The sequence below is a fragment of the Fructobacillus cardui genome (genome assembly GCF_963580785.1).
GTDB lineage: Bacteria > Bacillota > Bacilli > Lactobacillales > Lactobacillaceae > Fructobacillus > Fructobacillus cardui.
This window is the reverse complement of sequence record NZ_CAUZLS010000003.1, coordinates 181,598-199,641: the sequence shown is the minus strand read 5'-3', so window position 1 is coordinate 199,641 and position 18,044 is coordinate 181,598. Positions and strand designations below refer to the sequence as shown.

Genomic DNA, 18,044 nt, shown 5'->3' with positions numbered 1-18,044 from the left:
GGTGTCGTGTTGATGGCATAGAGGAACCACCTGTACCCATCTCGAACACAGAAGTTAAGCTCTATAGCGCCGAAAGTAGTTGCCGGAACGCTGGCTGCGAGGATAGGACGACGCGATGCCGATACATATAAAAAAGAAGGGGACTTCTTTTTTTATTTTGGACGATTAGCTCAGCTGGGAGAGCACCTGCCTTACAAGCAGGGGGTCACAGGTTCGATCCCTGTATCGTCCATTGGCGAAGGCCAAGATATGCACGCCGCGTCGGGCAATCCAGCCGACTTAGCTCAGCTGGTAGAGCACCGCTCTTGTAAAGCGGGGGTCGAAGGTTCGAATCCTTTAGTCGGCATGATTATGCGAACGTAGTTCAGAGGTAGAACATCACCTTGCCATGGTGGGGGTCGCGGGTTCGAATCCCGTCGTTCGCTTGGATGCCGGCGTGGCGGAATAGGCAGACGCACAGGACTTAAAATCCTGCGATGGAAACATCGTACCGGTTCGATCCCGGTCGCCGGCATAATGCACCTATAGCGCAATTGGATAGAGTGTCTGACTACGAATCAGAAGGTTGCAGGTTCGACTCCTGCTAGGTGCATAAGGCCCCAAAAGGTCTAGGGCGAAGAAGTCCAAAAAGAAAGCGGGACGTAGCTCAGCTTGGTAGAGCACCTGGTTTGGGACCAGGGGGTCGCAGGTTCGAATCCTGTCGTCCCGATCGCTGTGAGTACTACAGCAAAGTATCGCGGTGTAGCTCAGCTGGCTAGAGCGTTCGGTTCATACCCGAGAGGTCGAGGGTTCGATTCCCCCTGCCGCGATGACTCGAGCTGGGACCATTAGCTCAGCTGGTTAGAGCAGACGGCTCATAACCGTCCGGTCGTTGGTTCGAGTCCAACATGGTCCATGGAAGTGGATTAAAAAAGCATGGAGAATTACCCAAGTCTGGCTGAAGGGAACGGTCTTGAAAACCGTCAGGTCGGGAAACCGGCGCGGGGGTTCGAATCCCCCATTCTCCTTACGGGTGTTACCCAAAAATAATATTATCGCGGGATGGAGCAGTTCGGTAGCTCGTCGGGCCCATAACCCGAAGGTCGTAGGTTCAAATCCTACTCCCGCAATTGGTCGCATGGTCTAGCTGGTTAGGACGCCTGCCTGTCACGCAGGAGATCACGGGTTCGAACCCCGTTGTGACCGTTTTCTGAAAAAAGAAAAGTTGGCTCTGTAGCTCAGTTGGTAGAGCAATGCATTGAAGCTGCATGTGTCGGCGGTTCGATTCCGTCCAGCGCCATTGGGGGAACCCAGAAAAGATGCGAATGTAGTTCAATGGTAGAATTCCAGCCTTCCAAGCTGGCTATGCGGGTTCGATTCCCGTCATTCGCTTAGGCAAGAAGCCGAAGAGATGGGCCATTAGCTCAGTTGGTTAGAGCGCTGTGTTGATAACGCAGAGGTCCCAGGTTCGAGTCCTGGATGGCCCATAACAAAGAAGACTCCGGTCTTCTTTTTTTGTGCATTGTGGTGTGCACAGATTGTTTGCTAAGCCTCATACCGCATACGAATTGCCTCTTTGGTCTGTTACTAAGTCATCTACAGATATTTTTGCCGATTTGGTGATTGAACGCCGCCTTGTCTTGCCTTTTTTGATTAAAATAGCTATACTAAATTTAAGCAAATATCTGTTATAAGTAGATAAACATAGAGAGGCCCTGGTTGGTGAAAAGGGTCAGATCGAAACTCCGACAGATTTACGTTAGCGAGTAATGTCGCTCGGTTTACCACCGTTATCAGGCCTTAATTGAGTGCTGCATACTTTGCAGAACTAGGGTGGTACCACGGATTGCGCTTTTTTCGTCCCTTGACTAGGAATAGTTGGATGAAAAGGCGCTTTTTATTATCCAAAAGAGGAGAAAAAACCATGTTAGATTTGAAGTACTTGCGAAAAAATCAGGAAGTTGCAAGACAAAAATTAGCAGATCGTGGCGTTCAAAGCGACGTTTTAGCTGATTTGTTAGCCGCAGACCAGAAACGACGAGACGTGATCGCCAAGGTGGAAGAACTCAAGGCTAAGCGCAATGAGGCATCTGATAAGATTGCCTTTGCAAAGCGTCAAAAAGAAGATGCTTCGGCAGCTATTCAGGAAATGCAAGCCGTTGCCAAGAAAATCAAGGATCTCGACCAAGAATTAGAAGGCTTAGACAAAGTGGTTAAGGACCAGGCAGCACACTTGCCAAACATTGCCGAGGATGATGTGCCAGTTGGTCCTGATGAAGAAGCAAACGTTGAAATCAGAACTTGGGAACCTGAAGACTACCAAGGCCGTCCATTGGTTAAGACGGAAGCACCAGCCTGGCTGAAGCCTCACTATGAAATAGGTGAGGACTTGGGAATCTTGGACTTCGAACGTGGAGCCAAGGTTTCTGGTGCACGGTTCTTGTACTACGTTGGTGATGGTGCACGTTTGGAACGAGCATTGTATAACTTCATGCTAGACCAGCACCGTGAAGAAGGTTACACCGAAATGATTACGCCAATCGTGGTGAATGATTCGGCCATGTTTGGAACTGGCCAGTATCCTAAGTTCCAAGATGATGCTTACCGGGTGGAAGGGTTAAATCAAACCTATATCCCAACGGCCGAAGTATCTTTGACGAATTACTATTCTGGGGAAACAATCCCTGCAGAGGACTTGCCAATCTCCATCACGGCTTTGTCACCATCTTTCCGAAAGGAAGCCGGTGCTGCGGGTCGTGATACGCGCGGATTAATTCGTTTGCACCAATTTAATAAGGTTGAAATGGTGAAGTTTGCCAAGCCTGACCAGTCCGATCAAGAATTGGAAAAGATGACGAACAATGCCGAAAATATTCTGCAAAAATTAGGTTTGCCATATCACGTGATTACGTTGTCAACAGGCGATATGGGCTTCTCTGCTGCTAAGACGCATGACTTGGAAGTTTGGTTGCCAGCTCAGGGAATGTATCGTGAAATTTCTTCGGTATCAAATACTCGTGATTTCCAGGCCCGCCGAATGCACATTACTTACCGAAATGAAGATGGTAAGTTGGAATTGGTTCACACATTGAACGGTTCCGGTTTGGCCGTTGGTCGAACAGTGGCTGCCATTTTGGAAAACTACCAAAATGAAGATGGAACAGTAACGGTTCCAGAAGTTTTGCGTCCATATTTGGGTGGTCAAGAAACATTGCAGGCAACGCCACATCATTAAAAACAACCAAGCTGTTGGCTGATTTCAGACTGCCACGTCTGTTATTTCCACGGCTTTTTTGCTATACTAGGCTGTAGTATTCTTAAATTTTAATGAACATTTTGTGATGAAGGGAGTGTGTCCGTTTTTTAACGGTCACCGATATAAGCATGGTTAATCCAGTCCGTAAACTTTACGACAATTCAAAGCGTCAATTAAAAAAGATTGAAAAGATTGCTGACCAGGTAGAGTCATACGCAGACACGGTTGCTGCCCTGTCTGATGAAGCCTTGCAAAAGAAGACGCAAGACTTTCAAATTCAAATTCAAGCAGCTTTAGCTGGTAAGACAAGTGCAGCTGAAAAGCAAAAGGCAACGGCTAAAGAGCTTGATGCCCTTTTGCCTGAAGCCTTCGCGGTGGCAAGAGAAGGTGCTAAGCGTGTCTTGGGTCTTTATCCATACCGAGTACAAATCATGGGTGCCATCGTTTTGCATGGTGGAAACCTAGCCGAAATGAAGACCGGTGAAGGAAAGACATTAACGGCCACAATGGCAGTTTATTTGAACGCATTGGCCGGCCAAGGTGTCCACGTTGTGACGGTGAACGATTACCTTTCAAAGCGTGATGCGGAACAGATGGGTCAACTCTATAATTGGTTGGGTCTGACTGTTGGTGTGAACGTTGGTGATGCTGCTCCTGATGAAAAGAGGGCTGCTTACGACGCTGATATCACTTATTCAACAAACTTTAATATTGGTTTTGACTACCTCCGTGACAACATGGTTACTCGGGCAGAAGACCGCGTGATGCAACGTGGTTTGAACTACGCTTTGATTGATGAAGCGGATTCAATTTTGATCGATACGGCACGAACGCCATTGATTATTTCTGGTCCTGGTTCAGGGGTTTCACCTTTGTACCAACAGGTTGACCGATTTGTTAAGACTTTAACTCGTGACGAAGACTATAAGGTCGATGAAGAAAGCAAGAATACTTCACTCACGAGTGAAGGGATCAAGAATGCTGAAGTCTTCTTTAACTTGGATAACTTGTACGATGCGCAAAACACAGCTTTGACCCACCACGTGGACCAGGCTTTGCGTGCCAACTTCAACTACTTGAACGATAAAGATTATGTTGTTCAGGATGGTGAAGTCAAGTTGATTGATCAATCAACTGGCCGTATTTCAGAAGGAACTCGTTTGTCTGATGGTTTGCACCAGGCTATCGAAGCCAAAGAAGGCGTCGAGGTTCGTGAAGAAAATAAGTCAATGGCTCAAATCACTTATCAGAACCTCTTCCGGATGTACAAGAAGTTGTCTGGTATGACTGGAACGGCTAAGACGGAAGAAGAAGAATTACGCGAAATCTATAACATGGAAGTCGTTGAAATTCCAACCAACCGGCCAATCCAACGTCAGGACTTGCCTGATTTGCTTTACCCATCATTGAAGACTAAGTTTAATGCGGTTATCAATAAGGTAGCGGAATTGCACAAGAAGGGCCAACCCGTCTTGTTGGGAACAGGTTCAGTTGAATCTTCTGAATTAGTGGCGAAGTTGTTGACGGCGCACAAGATTCCACATAACGTTTTGAATGCCAAGAACAACGAAAAGGAAGCCGAAATTATCGCTAATGCTGGTCAACGTGGTGCCGTTACGGTGGCGACGAACATGGCCGGTCGTGGAACTGATATTAAATTAGGCCCTGGTATCGACGATTTGGGTGGCTTGGCCGTGATTGCCACGGAACGTCACGAATCACGTCGAATTGATAACCAGTTGCGTGGTCGTGCTGGTCGTCAGGGAGACCACGGATCTTCACAATTCTTTTTGTCATTGCAAGATGACTTGATGATTCGTTTTGGTGCCGAACGAGTACGGACGATGCTGCAGCGGATGAACATGGACGACGAAGATACGGTAATTACTCACCGTTGGATTACGCGTTCGGTTGAATCAGCTCAAAAGCGAGTTGAAGGAAACAACTACGATACTCGTAAGAACGTCTTGCAGTATGATGATGTTGTCCGTGAGCAGCGTGAGCTGATTTATCGTGAACGTGACCAAGTTTTGGATGAAAAGAAGAGCTTGGATGATGTTTTGTTGCCAATGGTTAAGCGGACAATCAACCGTGTGGTTGATGCCCAAACGCCTGGTAAGGACGAAAAGGAATGGGATTTGGAGGCCCTCTCTGCCTTCGTAGAAACGTCATTAACCTCTAAGGACCTCGGTGCTGTTCGTTTGCAAAACTTGAACCGCCAAGAAATCAAGGACCGCTTGTACCAGTTGGCCCTTGATAATCTGGCCGAAAAGAAGCAAGACTTGCAGGAAGCAGAACAATTGTTGGCTTTCGAGCGCATTGTTATCTTGCGAACAGTTGACCAACACTGGACGGACCACATTGATGCCTTGGATCGTTTGCGCCAAGGAGTCGGCTTGCGTGGTTATGGCCAGTTAAATCCATTGGTGGAGTATCAAAATGAAGCCTTTGCAAACTTTAATCGAATGATTGCTGATATCGAATACGATGCTACCCGGACCTTTATGAAGGCCGAGATTCGTACGAACTTAACAGCGTAAACAAAAAGCGAACGCTCAGTTCGCTTTTCTTATGTGGGAGGACCCGCCATGGAAACAGTGGCAGCCAAACAGGCGCTAACAGCCATCCAAGAGGATATCGAACGTTTTGCCAAAACGTTGGATTTGGATGCGCTAACAGAAGAAATTGCTGATTTTGAATACCAAATGACAGAACCGGGGTTTTGGGATGACCAAGAAAAGGCCCAGGGAATCATTGAGCAAAGCAATGTATTGAAAAATCGGCGTGATTCTTTCTTGAACCTATCCGAACAGGCCGATGAAATCGAGGTCTTGATTGAGATGGTGGAAGAAGATCCTGAAGATGAAGACAGCCAAGAAGAATTAACCAACTTGGTTGAAAAGACACAAAAAGACGTTGAGGCTTATAACCTGGAGCAATTGTTGACGGGTGAGTACGATGCTAACAATGCCATTTTGGAAATTCATCCTGGTTCTGGTGGAACCGAGTCAACCGACTGGGGCGCCAACTTGTACCGGATGTATACCCGCTGGGCTTCAGCCCATGACTTTAAGGTTGATGTTTTGGACTATCACGCTGGTGATGAGGCTGGTATTGATTCAGCAACCTTGAAGATTACCGGTCACAATGCTTATGGCTTTTTACGGTCTGAAAAGGGTGTTCACCGTTTTGTCCGGATCTCACCTTTTGATTCTGCTGGCCGGCGACACACATCTTTCGTTTCCGTTGATGTGATGCCAGAGTTGGACGACAGTATCGAAGTCGAAGTTCGCGATGATGACATTAAGATGGATGTCTTCCGTTCCGGTGGAGCTGGAGGACAAAACGTCAACAAGGTTTCAACGGGTGTCCGTTTGACCCACGAACCAACAGGAATCGTTGTTTCTTCAACCGTTGAACGAACACAATATGGTAACCGTGATTATGCCATGCGCCTCTTGAAGGGAAAGCTCTACCAGTTAGAGTTGGAGAAGAAGGAAGCGGAACGGGCGGCCTTGTCAGGGGAAAAGATGGAAAACGGCTGGGGATCTCAGATTCGTTCTTATGTCATGCACCCTTACCAGATGGTCAAAGACCACCGGACCAATTACGAAAGTAACCAACCACAAGAAGTTTTGGATGGCGATTTAGACCCATTGATTAATGCTTATCTCCAATGGCAACTAAGTCTGAAGAATCCAGATTAAAACACAGAAAAGAAAACCAGGAATTTCCTTGGTTTTCTTTTTCTTATTTCAGAATTATTTCCGAAAAAATAAACTTGCGTTATAATATGTACCAATATCGGATTTGACATTCCCCGTTATGATATAAGGAGGGAAAATGGAAAACAAGTATACTAGTTCTGCAGAAAACGTCTTGTCATTGGCACAAGACCAAGCAAAGTATTTTCAACACCGTGCCGTTGGGACGGAACACCTACTCCTAGCCTTGTCTTTGGAACAAGCGGGTGTGGCAGCTAAAGTTTTGGCTGAATTTAACGTCAATAGTGACAAAATCAAAGAGGAAATCGAGCGGTTTACGGGCTATGGGATGGACCAGGATGCCAACCAGGAATCCTACCTGCCATACTCACCTAAGGCGGCTTCAATTTTGAAGTGGGCCGCTGATCAAGCAGATTTGATGGGTCAGACTGAAGTGGGAACGGAGCACTTGCTCCTGTCACTGCTCCAGGATTCAAGCATCTTGTCATCACGCATTTTGATCGGCTTAGACGTCAACTTGAAAGACATGAACAAGGCGATTTTGCGGCGTCTAGGCGTGACTGATTTACGCAAACAGGCAAAACAGCAGAAATCCAAGGAGTTGGGCACGCCCACTTTAGATAAATTAGCTCGGGACATGACCGAAGTTGCCAAGGCTGGTAACTTGGATCCCGTCATCGGTCGCGATACTGAAGTCCGGCGTGTTGTCCAAATTTTGTCACGGCGGACAAAGAACAATCCTGTCTTAGTTGGTGAACCAGGTGTTGGAAAGACCGCGATTGCCGAAGGATTGGCCCAGCGCATTGTGGCCGGTTTGGTACCGGATTCTTTGAAGAAAAAGCGCCTGATGGCCTTGGATATGGGGTCATTGGTCGCGGGTACCAAGTACCGTGGTGAATTCGAAAGCCGATTGAAGCAGGTTATCGAAGAAATTGAGGCGGATGGGCATGTGATTCTTTTTGTTGATGAATTGCATACGCTTGTTGGTGCCGGTGGCGCTGAGGGGGCCATTGATGCGGCCAACATTCTAAAGCCTGCCCTTGCCCGGGGCGATTTGCAGATGTTAGGTGCGACTACCTTTGATGAGTACCAACAATACATTGAGTCTGATGCTGCTTTGGAACGCCGTTTTGCTCAGGTAACGATTAATGAACCATCAACGGCCGAAGCAATGACGATTTTGAATGGGATTAAAAAGAAGTTTGAAAACTTCCACCAGGTTGATATCGAACCAGAAGCTGTTGAAGCTGCTGTTAATCTATCATCGCGGTATATTACCGGCCGCTTCCTGCCTGATAAGGCCATCGATTTGATGGATGAAGCGGCGGCAAAGGTGCGGATTGACGATGTCGATCGCGCAACGCCACTTCACAAGGACCGAATTGAATTAGTCAAGATTCAAAAGGCCAAGGATGAGGCCATTGCTGCAATGGACTTTGAAAAGGCTGCTGATTTGCGCTTGAAGGAAATGAGTTTGCGGAAGAAGATTGACCGTGCTTTGCTTCGCAAGGAAAAGAAGCAAGAAAAGGACCAAAGCTTTGGTTTGAAGGTGGCACCGGCCAACATTGCCCAAGTCATTTCTCAGCAAACCGGGGTACCGTTGACTCAGGTTGAAAAATCAGAATCCGATCATTTGGTGAACCTGGAAAAGGAATTGGGTAAACGCGTCATCGGCCAGAAAAAGGCGATTTCAGCGGTTTCCCGTGCGATCCGCCGATCACGGTCAGGCTTGTCTGACCCCAACCGCCCAATTGGAACTTTCCTATTTTTGGGCCCAACTGGTGTTGGTAAAACTGAGTTAGCCAAGGCTCTGTCTGAAATCATGTTTGGTTCGGAAGATAATATGATTCGGGTTGATATGTCCGAGTACCAAGAACAGTACTCTGCTTCACGCTTGATTGGTTCAGCCCCTGGTTATGTTGGTTATGACCAAGGTGGGCAATTAACAGAACAGGTGCGCAACCATCCTTATTCCATTATTCTTTTGGATGAGGTGGAAAAGGCTCACCCAGACATCTTTAATTTGATGTTACAGGTCTTTGATGATGGCTTTTTGACGGATGCGAAGGGCCGGAAGGTTAATTTCCGTAATACCGTGATTATCATGACCTCAAACTTGGGCGCAACTCGATTGCGAGACGAGAAGATGCTTGGCTTTGGCTCAACTGATTTGAAAAATGATGACCAGGCTGTGGCCAAAAAGATTCGCGAGACGGTTAAGGAAACTTTCCGCCCAGAGTTTATCAACCGAATCGACGAAGTCTTGGTCTTTGATGCATTGACCAAGGACGAGGTTCGACAAATTGTGCGCTTGATGACCAAGTCATTGCTCCGCCGAGTAGCAGAGCAAGGCATTAAGGTTAAGATGACGATGGCTGCAATTGATGCCATCGCTGACGCTGGCTATGACCGCGAATACGGTGCAAGGCCAGTTCGGCGGGTTATCCAGACCGAGGTTGAGGACCGGCTCTCAGAGGCGCTTCTGGACGGTGAAATTACCACGGAAGATGTTGTCACGATTGGCGCACAACACGGTCAAATTAAGCTAAAGATTAAGAAATGCGAAACGCCCGAAAAGAAGGGCGAACTCGTTAAGGAATAGCACAACAAATGGCCACCAGAGTGGTAACAATCTGGTAGCCAGCGTGCACAGAGCTAGGGAAACCGAGCTTTTGAAAACAGAGGTTAAGCCCCCAGGGCTTGACCTCTGTTTTTGTGTCAGCAATTGCCTGAATCATCGCCAGTCCTATGTTAAGAGGGGGTTAAGCAGTTCGGCCAAAACAAAACCGACAAACAAGAAGGGGATGAAGGGGAGACACCTTTGCTGATTTTCTTGTTGAAACGCTAAATAAATCAATACACTGGTACTAGACAAGAGTAAGAAGAGGGAGAAGGCTTGCTCAGTTAGTGAGAAAAAACCAATTGCTAAAACTGGTATATCACCTATGCCAAGAAAGTCATTGAGTGTTAGCCATAGAACTAGAAGAATCAAGGCGGTGAGAAACCAACCACTATAGGGATGGTGAACGAACGAGATTAAGACGGCAACCCACAGCCAGGCTAACCATGCTGAGCAGGTCATGGTGGACCAATCTTCCTTGGCTAAATAAAGCAAAAGGTAGGCAGAGCCAAGAACCCACAGGTTATTCTGGTGAAAAAGAGCTGTGAGGAAAAGCGGTAGAATTCCTTCAAGGATAGCCAGTAACGGCCAGTTGGCAAAAGGTTGTTTACAGTAACGACAGCGTCCTTTCAAAAACCAAGCTGAGAAAACAGGGATGAGGTCATACCAAAACAGAATGTGGTGACAACTGAAACAAAATGAACGCTTTGTCCACAGAAAAAGATGTTGACTGGAGCGGTCGGCCAGGCAAAAAATCAGTGAGACGATGATTAAGTTGGTTAAATATAGTAAAATGTTAGTCATAGGGAGTTAGACGAAAGTCGACCCTAAAAATTGAAATCGACCCTTAAAAAACTGGCAAAAAGCCCTTGACATTAGCTCTAAACCTGCTATTATATTCAACGTGCTTTTAAGTCATTAGTCCTTTTGCGCGGGTAAAGCCGGCAAAAGGCCTGTGTAAAGGCAAGTCGAAGCAGGACTTCCAGGAGCACTTTTGTTTATGAACAAAAATGATACGCCTGGAACTGTGAAAAAACAAGAATGAAGGAGTATAGTAGGATGCCTACAATTAACCAATTGGTTCGTAAGTCACGTAAGTCTCAAGCGACTAAGTCAAAGTCACCAGCCTTGAACTTCGGCTACAACTCAATGAAGAAGAAGGCAACAAACAATGTTGCCCCACAAAAGCGTGGAGTTGCGACTCGTGTCGGAACTTTGACACCAAAAAAGCCTAACTCAGCTTTGCGTAAGTACGCTCGTGTACGTTTGTCAAACTTGTACGAAGTAACTGCTTACATCCCAGGTATTGGTCACAACTTGCAAGAACACTCGGTTGTTTTGATCCGTGGTGGTCGTGTTAAGGATTTGCCTGGTGTGCGTTATCACGTTATTCGTGGAGCCTTGGATACTGCCGGTGTTGACGGCCGTATGACTTCACGTTCAAAGTATGGAACGAAAGCTCCTAAGAAGTAAGGAAAGGACAACTCATGCCACGTAAAGGTTATACGAAGCGTCAGGAAGTTTTGCCTGACCCAATTTACAATTCAAAGTTAGTTTCACGTTTGATCAACAAGTTGATGGTTGATGGAAAGCGCGGAACTGCTTCAACTATCTTGTATGCAGCTTTTGACCGCATCAAGGAAACTACTGGTAACGAACCATTGGAAGTTTTCGAACAAGCAATGGAAAACATCATGCCAGTTTTGGAAGTTAAGGCCCGCCGTGTTGGTGGATCTAACTACCAGGTGCCAATCGAAGTTCGTCCAGACCGTCGGACTACTTTGGGCTTGCGTTGGTTGGTAAATTACGCTCGTTTGCGTAACGAACACACAATGGAAGAACGTTTGGCTAAGGAAATTATTGACGCAGCCAACGAAAACGGTGCTTCTGTTAAGAAGCGTGAAGACACGCACAAGATGGCTGAAGCCAACCGTGCCTTCGCACACTACCGTTGGTAGGATTTTCGTAAAAGTGGACTTTGGTTCGCTTTTACGGGCCTACTAATAGGCTCATAATTTTTAAAAAAGCGAACAAATATTGCTCGCTTTTTGTTGCAACTAGGATAAAAAAATTAGGAGATCATCATGGCAAAGCGTGAATACCCGCTTGATCACACTCGTAATATCGGTATCATGGCCCACATCGATGCCGGTAAGACGACGACGACAGAACGAATCTTGTACTATACAGGTAAGATTCACAAAATTGGTGAAACACACGATGGTGCTTCACAAATGGACTTCATGGAACAGGAAAAGGAACGTGGAATCACGATCCAATCAGCCGCTACTACTGCTGTTTGGCGTGGCTTCTTCGACCAATATGAAAAGAACCCATTCCGTGTTAACATCATCGATACTCCAGGTCACGTGGACTTCACAATCGAAGTTGAACGTGCCTTGCGTGTCTTGGATGGTGCCGTAGCCGTGTTGGATGGTGCTGCTGGTGTTGAGCCACAGACTGAAACTGTTTGGCACCAGGCAACGACTTATAACGTTCCCCGGATTGTTTTCGTTAATAAGATGGACAAGTTGGGTGCTGACTTTGAAATGTCAGTTAACTCAATGCACGAACGTTTGCAAGTTAACGCCGAAGCTATTCAATGGCCAATTGGTGCCGAAGATGATTTCGAGGGTGTTATTGACCTAATCGAAGAAAAGGCTTACTGGCCTACTGATGACTTGGGTTCAAAGTGGGAACCACGTGAAATCCCAGCTGACTACCAAGACATCGTTTCAACAAAGCGCGAAACTTTGATTGAAGCCGTTGCGGATGTTGATGAAGAATTGATGGAAAAGTACCTTGAAGGTGAAGAAATTTCTATTGATGAATTGAAAGCTGCTATCCGTCGTGCCACATTGAATTTGGAATTCTATCCTGTTTTGGCTGGTTCAGCCTACAAGGATAAGGGTGTTCAAATGATGTTGGATGCTGTTGTTGATTACTTGCCAGGTCCTCTAGAAGTTCGTCCTTATGTCGCAACTGACCCTAAGACTGATGAAGAAGTTGACTTGGTTGCCGATGACTCAAAGCCATTTGCTGCTTTGGCCTTCAAGATCATGACAGATCCATTCGTTGGTCGTTTGACATTTATGCGTGTTTATACTGGTACTTTGCAATCCGGTTCATACGTACAAAACACTTCTTCAGATACTCGTGAACGTGTTGGTCGTTTGCTCCAAATGCACGCTACTTCACGTACTGAAATTGAAGAAGTCTTCTCAGGTGATATCGCTGCTGCGATTGGTTTGAAGAACACTACTACTGGTGACTCTTTGACTGCTGTGGACCACCCATTGATTCTTGAATCAATGGAATTCCCAGAACCAGTTATTGAATTGGCCATCGAGCCAAAGACAAAGGCCGACCAAGACAAGTTGGCAACTGCTTTGCAGAAGTTGGCTGAAGAAGACCCTTCATTCCGTGCCACAACGAACCAGGAGACTGGTGATACTTTGATTGCCGGAATGGGTGAATTGCAGTTGGATATCATGGTGGATCGTATGAAGCGTGAATTCAACGTTGAAGCCACTGTTGGTGCCCCTCAGGTTGCTTATCGTGAAGCATTTACGAAGACTGTTCAAGCTCGTGGATTCTTTAAGCGTCAGTCTGGTGGTAAGGGACAGTATGGTGACGTTTGGATTGAATTCTCACCAAACGAAGAAGGTGCTGGCTTCGAATTCGAAGATGCTATCGTCGGTGGTGTTGTTCCTCGTGAATACATCCCTTCAGTTGAAGCAGGTTTGAAGGATGCCTTGAATGCTGGTCCTTTGGCAGGCTTCCCATTGGTTGATTTGAAGGCCAAGTTGTACGATGGTTCTTACCACGATGTCGATTCTTCTGAAGCTGCCTTTAAGATTGCCGCTTCATTGGCTTTGAAGGAAGCTTCAAAGACTGCCGGTGCCGTTATTTTGGAACCAATCATGGCTGTTGATATCGTTGTTCCTGAAGAAAACCTTGGTGATGTGATGGGACACGTTTCTGCACGTCGTGGTTTGATTGAAGGACAAGAAAACCGTGGACCTGTTTTGGCTGTTAAGGCACAAGTGCCTTTGTCAGAAATGTTTGGTTATGCAACGACTTTGCGTTCAGCTACGCAAGGACGTGGTACTTTCCAGATGGTCTTCGACCACTATCAAGCCGTTCCTAAGAACGTTCAAGAAGAAATTATCAAAGCACAAGGTAAGGAAGCTTAATTGCTTCTTTCACTCATTGTCTGAAAACCAGGTTGCTGCGGCAGCCTGGTTTTTTGTTTCCGATAAAATTTTAAAGTTTGGTCTGTTGTCTCATTTGTTGTAAGATGGTGACAATAATGATTGGAGAAGTAACATGGTTGAAAAGATGCCAATTCTTGAATTTTCCAAGGTCGCCCTTTCTTTTGGCGATACGGAAGTATTAAAGGAAATTGACCTGGTCTTAGAATCAGGTAAGTTTTATACCTTATTGGGCCCATCCGGTTCCGGAAAGTCGACGATTTTGAAACTGATTTCTGGTCAGTTACAGGCCGATGCGGGCAAAATCTTTTTTGAAGGCCAGGTGATCAATGATGTGCCGGCTGAAAAACGACGGGTCAACACGGTTTTTCAGAATTATTCCCTCTTTCCAAATATGAATGTCTTTGATAACGTGGCCTTTGGTCCGCGATTAAAGAAAATGTCTGAAAAAGACATTCAAGACAAGGTTAAAGAAATGTTGGGATTGGTCAAGCTGTCAGGCTTTGAGCGCCGAGAAATCAGCGAACTTTCAGGTGGGCAGCAACAGCGTGTGGCTATTGCCCGTGCTTTGGCTAACGACCCAGAGGTCCTTCTTTTGGATGAGCCGTTGTCGGCCTTGGACTATAAGTTGCGTAAGGAATTGCAGCAGGAATTGCGTAATATCCAAAAGCGCTTAGGGATCACCTTTGTCTTCGTGACGCACGACCAAGAAGAAGCCCTGGCGATGTCGGATTGGATTTTTGTCATGCATGATGGTTTAATCCAACAAAATGGGACGCCAGAAGATATTTATGATGAACCGATTAATCACTTCGTTGCTGATTTTATTGGGGAAACCAATATCGTGCCCGGGATTATGAAACATGATTACCTGGTTCACTTTGTCGGTAAGGATTTTGAAAACGTTGATGCCGGCATGCGGCCAAACGAACGGGTGGAAGTGGTCTTGCGGCCAGAAGACTTGGATTTGACTGATCCCGCTAATGGTAAATTAGTGGTCACCATTCAAGACCAACTTTTCCGTGGGGACTACTACGAGATCACAGCCGTTGATGATGACATGAATACCTGGCAGGTCCAGGCGACAAACCCAGCAACTGTTGGTGCTCGGGTTGGCCTGACCTTTGACCCTGAGGATATTCACATTATGCGCTATAACGAAAGTGAAGCTGCCTTTGATGCCCGGCTGGAATCCTATGAAGATGAAGAGGCCGAAGCGGCTTTGCAAGCTGCTAAGGATGATCAGTCGCAATCAGGAGGACAAGGCTAATGGCACTGTCTTTTAAAAAACAAAAGCAGGGCTTTACCTCTGCTTATATGGGGATTTATGGTCTGTGGCTCTTGGGCTTTGTAGTGTTGCCGCTCTTGTTGCTCCTCGTTGAATCCTTGCAGGACCAGAACCACCACTTTACGCTGGCGAATTATCAGGCCTTTTTTACCTCGGGTTCCTATTTGGCCATGACCTTTAATTCCATCTGGTACGCCTTTTTGATTACCGTGATTACGCTGGTCTTTGCTTATCCAACCGCTTATTTTTTGACAACGCTGAAAAATAAGCAGTTTTGGCTGTTGCTAGTCATATTGCCAACCTGGATTAACTTGTTGCTGAAAACCTATGCCTTTATTGGTTTGTTAGGGCAGGGGGGCTTAGTTAATTCAACTTTGACGGCGGTTGGTTTGCACCCCATGCAGTTACTGTTTACTGACTGGTCATTTCTCTTGGTGGCGGCTTACGTGGAGTTGCCCTTCATGATTTTACCGATTTTTAACGCCTTAAGTGATATCGACCCATTGCTGACGGCTGCTAGTCGCGACCTTGGGGCAAACTCTTGGCAAACTTTGAAAAAAGTAATCTGGCCCTTATCGATGCCTGGGGTAAAAGCCGGTATTCAAGCGGTCTTTATCCCCAGCCTGTCACTCTTTATGATTACCCGTTTGATTGGTGGTAACCGAGTGATTACTTTGGGAACAGCAATCGAAGAGCATTTCTTAGTGACTCAAAACTGGGCCTTTGGATCAACGATTGGTGTCATCCTCATCGTAGCGATGGTGATTACGATGCTCTTAACACAGGATAAGCAGAAGGGAGGCCGGTCATGAAAAAAATCAGAACCCCATATTTGATTGTGATGTTTTTGATTCTTTACTTGCCAATTTTGTACCTTGTCTTCTATTCCTTTAATGCGGGGACAACGATGAAGGGCTTCGCGGGCTTCTCCTTTAAGCACTATGGCGAACTGTGGCAGGATACCCGCCTAATCGACATCGTTTTTGAAACGGGAATTGTAGCCTTGCTGTCTTCCTTATTAGCAACCATTATTGGAACATTGGGTGCATTGGCAATCTTTCGTGTTCACCGGGGAGCGGTTAAAGGGGCTTTGCTTTCCCTGAATAACGTCTTATTGGTTTCGCCCGATGTTATTATTGGGGCGGCGTTCTTGATTCTCTTTACGACCTTTAAGTTCTCGCTTGGCTTTGTCACGGTGTTGCTGGCTCACGTTGCCTTTTCAATTCCAATTGTAGTTTTGATGGTCTTGCCTCGATTGCAGGAAATGAACCCGGACTTGGTCTTGGCCGCCCAGGATTTAGGGGCTCGGCCAACCCAGGTCTTGGGGCAGGTCACCATTCCGGCAATTACGCCAGGGATTGTGGCGGGCTTTTTTATGGCCTTGACCTATTCATTGGATGACTTTGCCGTGACCTTCTTTGTCACTGGAAACGGTTTTTCGACTTTGGCTGTTGAAATTTACTCACGTGCCCGCCAGGGGGTTTCATTGGAAATTAATGCCTTGTCGGCACTGATTTTCCTCTTTTCTCTGGTAATTGCCGTGGCCTACTACTTTATTAACCGGTTAAATCAGCGCCAAAAGGCCCCGGAACTAAGGGAGAAGGTTAAATGAAAAAAGTTTTCTTAAGTATTTTAGCCATTTTACTGGTTGTTGTTGGCCTGGTGGCTGGGAAAGCCGTCTTTGACAATAGCCGCAAGGATGAGGTGACAGGTGAAAAAGTCTTGAACTTCTATAATTGGGGCGATTATATCGATCCTGATTTACTGACAAAGTTTACCAAGGAGACTGGCTACAAGGTGAACTATCAGACCTTTGACTCGAACGAGGCTATGTACACCAAGATTAAGCAGGGTGGGACAAACTATGATTTAACGGTCCCATCCGATTATATGGTAGATAAGATGGCCCAGGAGGGCCTGCTGGCACCATTAGACAAGTCCAAGATTACGGGCATGAACAACATCGATTCACGCTTCTTAAATCAGACCTTTGACCCGCACAATAAATATTCCGTTCCATATTTCTGGGGAACGCTGGGAATTCTTTATAATAAAAAGAAGGTCAGTGCTGATCAAATTGATACCTGGGCGAAGTTGTGGTCACCGCAATTCAAGAAACAAATTATGTTGGTCGATTCAGCCCGTGATATTTTGGGGATGACCCTGATTTCCCAAGGTAAGTCCGTTAACGACCAAAATGTTGCGGATTTGGCGGCGGCTAAGGGGAAGTTAGATACTTTGATGCCAAACGTCAAAGCTATTGTGGCTGATGAGTTAAAGATTTATATGGCCCAAGGAGAAGCTAGCATTGGGGTAACTTACTCTGGTGAAGCGGCTCAGGCAATGTCGCAAAACTCGGACTTAGCCTATTTGGTACCTAAAGATGGCTCAAACGAATGGTTTGATAACTTGGTGATCCCACAGAATGCCAAGCATAAGGATGCGGCCTACGCCTTGATTAACTTCTTAAATAAACCCGAGAACGCAAAGCAAAATGCTGAATACGTTGGCTATGCGACGGCAAACAAGGGGGCCTATGCCCTGTTGCCGGCTGATGAGAAGTCTGACCCAGCCTTTTATCCATCCGCTGCCACTTTGGACCGGTTGCAGGTTTATCAAACCTTCAATCAAGAGTGGACACAACGCTATAATGACGCTTTCCTAGAATTCAAAATTTCACGACCATCATAAAATGAATGATTTTACTGATTTTTTGATGGATAAAATCCGCGTGAGTGGTTAAAACGAAGAATTTTTGTTAGAATTAACAAATATTGTAAAAAATAATTGCTGATTCTAAACGAAAAGAATTTGGCAAAAAAATAAAATAAATCAGTGAAAACCCTTGCTAGTCAAGGGTTTTTCTGTTATTATATTCAAGTACGCCTTTTGGGGTTGCCGATGCAAACCCCTTAAAAAGACTGGTGTATCAACGTTTAGCGATGATGATTAAGGTTGCGAC

Annotated in this window: 12 protein-coding genes, 14 tRNA genes, 1 rRNA gene and 1 pseudogene; 26 read left to right on the top strand and 2 right to left on the bottom strand. The window is 46.0% G+C overall.

Going from position 1 to position 18,044, the window contains the following annotated elements:
* Positions 1–2 precede the first annotated feature (2 nt).
* The 19 genes from rrf to AABI20_RS04320 all read left to right on the top strand — a co-directional run bounded on the left by rrf (position 3) and on the right by AABI20_RS04320 (position 9,562).
* A 5S ribosomal RNA gene (rrf, locus tag AABI20_RS04410) occupies positions 3–119 on the top strand.
* A gap of 40 nt (positions 120–159) precedes the next feature.
* A tRNA-Val gene (locus AABI20_RS04405) sits at positions 160–232 on the top strand.
* 41 nt (positions 233–273) lie between these two features.
* Positions 274–346, top strand: a tRNA-Thr gene (locus AABI20_RS04400).
* Between the two features lie 7 nt (positions 347–353).
* A tRNA-Gly gene (locus AABI20_RS04395) sits at positions 354–425 on the top strand.
* Between the two features lie 5 nt (positions 426–430).
* Positions 431–514, top strand: a tRNA-Leu gene (locus AABI20_RS04390).
* Positions 515–518: 4 nt separating this feature from the next.
* Positions 519–592, top strand: a tRNA-Arg gene (locus AABI20_RS04385).
* Between the two features lie 43 nt (positions 593–635).
* Positions 636–709: transfer RNA gene (locus AABI20_RS04380), tRNA-Pro, on the top strand.
* Between the two features lie 26 nt (positions 710–735).
* A tRNA-Met gene (locus tag AABI20_RS04375) sits at positions 736–809 on the top strand.
* 12 nt (positions 810–821) lie between these two features.
* Positions 822–895: transfer RNA gene (locus AABI20_RS04370), tRNA-Ile, on the top strand.
* Between the two features lie 22 nt (positions 896–917).
* Positions 918–1,007 (top strand) — tRNA-Ser (locus tag AABI20_RS04365).
* Positions 1,008–1,035: 28 nt separating this feature from the next.
* Positions 1,036–1,109 (top strand) — tRNA-Met (locus tag AABI20_RS04360).
* A 2-nt stretch (positions 1,110–1,111) separates the two neighbouring features.
* Positions 1,112–1,185: transfer RNA gene (locus AABI20_RS04355), tRNA-Asp, on the top strand.
* 21 nt (positions 1,186–1,206) lie between these two features.
* A tRNA-Phe gene (locus AABI20_RS04350) sits at positions 1,207–1,279 on the top strand.
* A gap of 21 nt (positions 1,280–1,300) precedes the next feature.
* Positions 1,301–1,371: transfer RNA gene (locus AABI20_RS04345), tRNA-Gly, on the top strand.
* A gap of 21 nt (positions 1,372–1,392) precedes the next feature.
* Positions 1,393–1,466, top strand: a tRNA-Ile gene (locus tag AABI20_RS04340).
* A gap of 437 nt (positions 1,467–1,903) precedes the next feature.
* On the top strand, positions 1,904–3,214 hold the full coding sequence (gene serS, locus AABI20_RS04335) for a serine--tRNA ligase (protein WP_338346868.1): 1,311 nt from the start codon (positions 1,904–1,906) through the stop codon (positions 3,212–3,214).
* Positions 3,215–3,363: 149 nt separating this feature from the next.
* On the top strand, positions 3,364–5,775 hold the full coding sequence (gene secA, locus AABI20_RS04330) for a preprotein translocase subunit SecA (protein ID WP_047975038.1): 2,412 nt from the start codon (positions 3,364–3,366) through the stop codon (positions 5,773–5,775).
* Between the two features lie 48 nt (positions 5,776–5,823).
* Positions 5,824–6,942 carry a peptide chain release factor 2 gene (gene prfB, locus AABI20_RS04325; RefSeq protein WP_047975037.1) on the top strand — a complete coding sequence of 373 codons (1,119 nt, stop codon included), beginning with the start codon at positions 5,824–5,826 and terminating at the stop codon, positions 6,940–6,942.
* Between the two features lie 136 nt (positions 6,943–7,078).
* A complete protein-coding gene (locus AABI20_RS04320) occupies positions 7,079–9,562 on the top strand; it encodes an ATP-dependent Clp protease ATP-binding subunit (protein WP_338346865.1) in 2,484 nt (827 codons plus the stop codon).
* A 144-nt stretch (positions 9,563–9,706) separates the two neighbouring features.
* Here AABI20_RS04320 and AABI20_RS04315 read toward each other — a convergent pair whose 3' ends face one another.
* Both AABI20_RS04315 and AABI20_RS07585 read right to left on the bottom strand, forming a co-directional pair.
* Entirely contained in the window at positions 9,707–10,042 is a 336-nt protein-coding gene (locus AABI20_RS04315) for a hypothetical protein (RefSeq protein WP_338346863.1), read from the bottom strand.
* 93 nt (positions 10,043–10,135) lie between these two features.
* Positions 10,136–10,384 (bottom strand): annotated as a pseudogene (locus AABI20_RS07585) (prepilin peptidase); the annotation flags it as partial.
* Between the two features lie 255 nt (positions 10,385–10,639).
* Here AABI20_RS07585 and rpsL point away from each other — a divergent pair.
* The 7 genes from rpsL (at position 10,640) to AABI20_RS04275 (ending at position 17,773) form a co-directional block, all read left to right on the top strand.
* Positions 10,640–11,053: a 30S ribosomal protein S12 gene (gene rpsL, locus AABI20_RS04310; protein ID WP_047975034.1), complete on the top strand. Its 414-nt coding sequence runs from the start codon at positions 10,640–10,642 to the stop codon at positions 11,051–11,053.
* Positions 11,054–11,067: 14 nt separating this feature from the next.
* Positions 11,068–11,538: a 30S ribosomal protein S7 gene (gene rpsG, locus AABI20_RS04305; protein ID WP_047975033.1), complete on the top strand. Its 471-nt coding sequence runs from the start codon at positions 11,068–11,070 to the stop codon at positions 11,536–11,538.
* A 126-nt stretch (positions 11,539–11,664) separates the two neighbouring features.
* Entirely contained in the window at positions 11,665–13,776 is a 2,112-nt protein-coding gene (gene fusA, locus AABI20_RS04300; RefSeq protein ID WP_288846852.1) for an elongation factor G, read from the top strand.
* A gap of 133 nt (positions 13,777–13,909) precedes the next feature.
* A complete protein-coding gene (locus AABI20_RS07580) occupies positions 13,910–15,064 on the top strand; it encodes an ABC transporter ATP-binding protein (protein ID WP_047975031.1) in 1,155 nt (384 codons plus the stop codon).
* Positions 15,064–15,894: an ABC transporter permease gene (locus tag AABI20_RS04285; protein WP_288846853.1), complete on the top strand. Its 831-nt coding sequence runs from the start codon at positions 15,064–15,066 to the stop codon at positions 15,892–15,894. The genes AABI20_RS07580 and AABI20_RS04285 overlap by 1 nt, the downstream gene beginning before the upstream one ends.
* Positions 15,891–16,694: an ABC transporter permease gene (locus AABI20_RS04280; protein ID WP_047975029.1), complete on the top strand. Its 804-nt coding sequence runs from the start codon at positions 15,891–15,893 to the stop codon at positions 16,692–16,694. The genes AABI20_RS04285 and AABI20_RS04280 overlap by 4 nt, the downstream gene beginning before the upstream one ends.
* Positions 16,691–17,773, top strand: a complete 1,083-nt coding sequence (locus tag AABI20_RS04275; protein ID WP_288846854.1) for an ABC transporter substrate-binding protein — start codon at positions 16,691–16,693, stop codon at positions 17,771–17,773. The genes AABI20_RS04280 and AABI20_RS04275 overlap by 4 nt, the downstream gene beginning before the upstream one ends.
* Positions 17,774–18,044: the final 271 nt, after the last annotated feature.